Here is a 4,128-nt window from a genome sequence, read left to right on the forward strand (position 1 = left end):
AAGCAAAGTTGTTGGCATCTCAGTATGATATCGTGGTAACGAACCCACCATATATGGGATCGAAAGGGATGAATCCACAGCTAAAAAAATATTTAAGTGATAACTATCCAAAGGGGAAAAGCGATTTATTTGCCGCATTTATGATTCGCGCGCAACATTTTACCGTCGAAAACGGATTTTCAGCAGCAATAAACCAGCATTCATGGATGTTTTTAAGCAGTTTTGAAGAATTACGAAAAGAATTTTTAAGTCACACTACTATTTATTCAATGCTTCATCTGGGAACTCGTGCTTTTGAAGAAGTTGGAGGGGAAGTTGTTCAAAGTACAAGTTTTGTATTAAGACAATCGTTCATTGCCAATTACAAAGGAAAATACGTACGATTAGTAGATTATTCGTCTTCACGGGCAAAAGAAGAAATGTTTTTATGTAAAAAAGAAAATGATATATTCGTGCGCAATCAAGAAGGTTTCAAGGATATCCCAGGTTCGCCGATTGCGTATTGGGTAAGCAGTAACGTTTTAAAGATTTTTAAAAATGGACAACCACTAGGGGAATTTGCTGAAGTAAAAAGGGGAATGACAACATCAGATAACAAAAGATTTCTTCGATTTTGGCCAGAAGTTTCAATTACAAAAGTTTACAAACATGCTAAGAGTCACGAAGAAGCACGAGAATCAAAAGCAAAATGGTTTCCATATAGTAAGGGTGGAGGATATAGAAAATGGTATGGCTTTAATGAATACCTAATAAATTGGGAAAATTCCGGTCAAGAAGTTATAGAATTTGCCAAAACAATAAATAAATCATTTACAAGAACAATTGTAAATATGAGTTATTACTTTAAACCTTCTATAGGATTTTCATATATAACTAGTGGACCCTTTAGTATGAGATGGATTCCAGAAGGATTTTTATATGATTCTGGTGGCCCTGGAGTTTTTGCTGAAGAGGATAAGAGATTATTTATATTGGCGTGTATGAATTCCAAACCAGCTCAAATACTATTAAAGATATTAAACCCAACAATTAATTTACAAATTGCTGATGTAGTGCGATTACCGCTCCCAAATTATGAAAGCCTTATTGGCAATGTTCAATTTAATAAAAAGGTTAAAGAACTAATTCATATTTCAAAAAATGATTGGGATTCATTTGAAACATCTTGGGACTTTAAGAAACATCCATTCCTCACCTATCGCGGGAAAGCGAAGACGTTAGAGGAATGCTATGCCAACTGGGAAGACCATGCGGAAAAGCAGTTCCAGCAACTGAAGAAAAATGAGGAAGAATTGAACCGCATTTTTATTGAATTATACGGTTTGCAAGATGAATTGACCCCGGAAGTTCCTGATGAAGAAATAACAGTCCGCCGGGCAGATCGAGTACGGGATGCGAAGTCGTTCTTGTCTTACTGTGTTGGTTTGATGATGGGGCGTTATTCGTTAGATGCCGAAGGTCTTGCGTATGCAGGTGGTGACTGGGACGCTTCGAAGTATAAAACATTCCAGCCTGATAAAGATGGCATCATTCCATTGACGGAAACGTCTTATTTTGAAGATGATGTCATCAGCCGCTTGCAAGAGCTATTAATCATTATGTTCGGTGAAGAGACGTTAGCGGAGAATCTACGTTGGCTAGCGGAGTCATTAACGATGAAAAACAACGAAACACCGACAGAGCGTTTGCGGCGTTATTTCTTTGATGAGTTTTATGATGATCATTGTAAAATTTACCAAAAACGTCCGATTTATTGGATGGTTGAGTCTGGTTCGAAAAAAGGTTTCCGTGCGTTATTTTACTTACACCGTTACACGCCAGAAACATTAGCAACAATGCGCTTTACGTACGTACAAAACTTACAAGAAAAACTTCGTCAAGAGCAAAAACGTCTCGAGCAAGATCTTATCAATCCGGATTTATCTTCTGCGATGAAGAAGCGTTATGAGAAGCAATTGAAACAAATTAGAGCCCAGCAGGAAGAGCTTGTTGAATTCGATAAAAAATTAGCGGAACTTGCCAACCAACGCATTGCCTTAGATTTAGATGACGGAGTGGTTGTGAACTACGAGAAATTAAAAACGATCCTTGCGAAAATAAGATAACCACTGCAAAATGGATAGGGGGAAGCCCCCTATCCATTTTTTCACTTGCCATTGGATTGTCTTTCTTTAAAATAGGGAAAAGAAATACATTGAGAGTTGGTGTAAGATATGGATATTGTTCAAGAGTTACTGCGACTATTCGAAAAACAGCTTACGGAAAATATTGGTTCGGATCGTGCAATTGTCTTTTGGTATGATGTGCAAAGTGAGGAGCGCGATTTAGCAGAAATAGAACAAGCGTTGAATGAAAAGGGAATCAAAGTTTGGAAATTAAACGATCACAATGCGTTCCAAACAAAAGTATTGTTGGAACTCGAGGACACGGAAAGTTCGTATTTAATATACGCTCCATTTGCCAAACCGAAAGATGAGGATAACTTTTTATTAGATATCCTTCTTTACAGCGGCAAATACGGAGAATTTCAAGCAGATGAAATCGCGATTATGATGAAAGAACTTCGCATCGATCATTTAGCGATTCGACCGTTTATAGAGGAGCATTGGGCGTTTTTTAAAAACAAGCAACGAGTTGCCAAATTTAAAAAGCTGCTTCCAAATAACCCAAATGCCAATGATGTAAAGCAAACGATGATGGCTGTATTATGTGATGCAAAAAGCATCCATCCACAGGAGTTATTGAAAAGCGTCGTCGCAAAAAAAGGCGGAATGTCGGATGATAATGAAGCGCTCATACAAATGGGCAAATATTTGGATGTCAATCTGTTTTTCGAGCTAATCGAAGATTATTTTGGCGTCTCACCGAAAGAAGAACACCATCTATCTCATATTATCGAAACAATTGTTTACCAGCATGTTGCTTCCAATATCGATGAAGATGTATTACAAGTTCATTATCCTTGTAGCGTTCCAAATATTTGTAAAGTATTTATCGATGATTGGTTGAAATCGGACGAACGTGAAGTATTAGAAACGATTTTGTTGGAACTGGAACAAAAGTGGAATGTGCCGCAATTAGTAGAAACGCATACGTATCAGGCGTTCATTCGTTGTTTTACGTTTCCGATTATCGAACGAAAAGTGCTGGATGCTTTGCATGAATTATTATTAAATGAAACGGTCCTTGTGAATGAATGGAAAAGTATTTTGGCGGAACGAAGGAAAGGTTATTGGTATCAGGCGCATTTTGCCCAAGAGTATGAGTTGTTGGAGAAAATACTTGATTTTTATGAATGGAAAATCATTTTTGAACGAGATGAAGCACCGAAAAACGAACAAGAATGGTTTTCGTTGTATGCTGAAAAGTATTATCGTATCGACCAACTTTATCGCCATATTTATCTTCTGTACAGAAAAGAAACGAATTTGGAACGTTACGAACAATTAATAGAAAGAGTAACATTCTGGTATGAGAATAAATATTTAATGACGTTAGCGGCATATACAGATCACATGTTGGAAACAAGACTGAGCAAACAATGGAACATTCCAAATGTCATGCAGCAAAAAAATTTTTATCAACATTTTATACGGCCATTGTTAGAGGCGACACGGGAGCGTATTTTTGTCATTATTTCCGATGCGCTTCGTTATGAAATAGGAATGGAATTGTTAGAAGAGTTTCAACAGCGTTTAAACACAGAAGTGAAAATCATTCCGATGCAGGCAACGCTTCCTACTTATACGCAATTAGGAATGGCGGCATTGCTTCCAGGAAAGATTACGGGAATAAAAGAAGATGGCACAATTTATGTGAATGATCTTTCTACGAAAGGCTTGCAAAACCGGAATAACATTTTGCAAATGTATGAAGTGGATTCTATCGCTTTAAAAATGGAGGACTTCATTCAATTAACTAAAGACGAAGGACAAGAGTATATTCGTGGCAAGCGCGTTGTCTATTTGTATCATGATGCCATTGACGCGATTGGCGATTCGAGCAAAACGGAAGCATATACGTATGAAGCAGTCGAAAATGCGTTAGAACGGATAAAAGCAGCCGTTCGCAAATTAACAGGTACGTATGAAGCTGTTCGTATATTTCTAACAAGTGATCACGGCTTTT

The 4,128-nt window shown here is 37.5% G+C and carries 2 protein-coding genes; both read left to right on the top strand.

The window, feature by feature from the left end:
* Window positions 1-2,105: BREX-1 system adenine-specific DNA-methyltransferase PglX (pglX, locus tag VU18_RS16235; protein WP_047758545.1), on the top strand; the 2,105-nt coding region annotated here is incomplete at its 5' end.
* A gap of 108 nt (window positions 2,106-2,213) precedes the next feature.
* A partial coding sequence (gene pglZ / locus VU18_RS16240; protein ID WP_047758546.1) for a BREX-1 system phosphatase PglZ type A occupies window positions 2,214-4,128 on the top strand: 1,915 nt, incomplete at its 3' end.

Origin of the sequence: Geobacillus sp. ZGt-1 (assembly GCF_001026865.1) — a bacterium.
Taxonomy (GTDB): domain Bacteria; phylum Bacillota; class Bacilli; order Bacillales; family Anoxybacillaceae; genus Geobacillus; species Geobacillus thermoleovorans.